This is a genomic window from Salegentibacter maritimus (genome assembly GCF_016236975.1).
Classification (GTDB): Bacteria; Bacteroidota; Bacteroidia; order Flavobacteriales; family Flavobacteriaceae; genus Salegentibacter; species Salegentibacter maritimus.
The window spans coordinates 1-648 of the sequence record NZ_JAEHNY010000027.1; the positions used below are offsets into that span (position 1 = coordinate 1).

Here is a 648-nt window from a genome sequence, read left to right on the forward strand (position 1 = left end):
TTGTTAACACATAAACTCATCTATAAAAGAAAACCGTTTAAAGTGGCTTATTTGTATAGGACATTCAAAAAATTATCGGCTTGTGCAACGGTTACTATTGTTGTGCAAAGTGTTTATTCTAGGCACATTTTGCCTTCTAGATAGTCAGTTTTACCATTTATTGTCAAGCTTGATTTATAGTAAAAACATCCATTTTCAATTTTCACCATCTCAGTCAAAATTCCATTGTTCTCATTTACCAATTTATGGAAATCACTCATCACCATTTTTTTCTCGTCATATTTTGCTCGGTAACTGCAATCGTCAAGCCACTCAATAGTAACGTACTGCTTTTTTTGAAAATCGGCAGGTAATATTCCGTTTGGATCTTCTGAAATTTCAACTTGAGAAGTGCCGTTGCGGACTATCTTGTAATCTAGAGGGACTTCTTCATTTGCAGGAGTAATAAAAGTGCCATTTTTAAAGTCAGCACAAGTCAGTTCTTGCGCAGTTGTCGAAAGTCCAATTAACAAGGTAATAATAAGTGTTAGCTTCATTTAGTTTACATTTTGCACAACGGTTGCGGTTATCACAAGTTGCGGGAGTAGGGATGCGAACTTGTCGGATTAACCATTTTCTTTCCTGATTTCTAAAATTACACTTTTTCCT

The 648-nt window shown here is 35.2% G+C and carries 1 protein-coding gene; it reads right to left on the reverse strand.

The features are described 5' to 3' along the window. Positions 1-113: 113 nt before the first annotated feature. On the reverse strand, positions 114-536 hold the full coding sequence (locus I6U50_RS15745; protein ID WP_198639553.1) for a hypothetical protein: 423 nt from the start codon (positions 534-536) through the stop codon (positions 114-116). Positions 537-648: the final 112 nt, after the last annotated feature.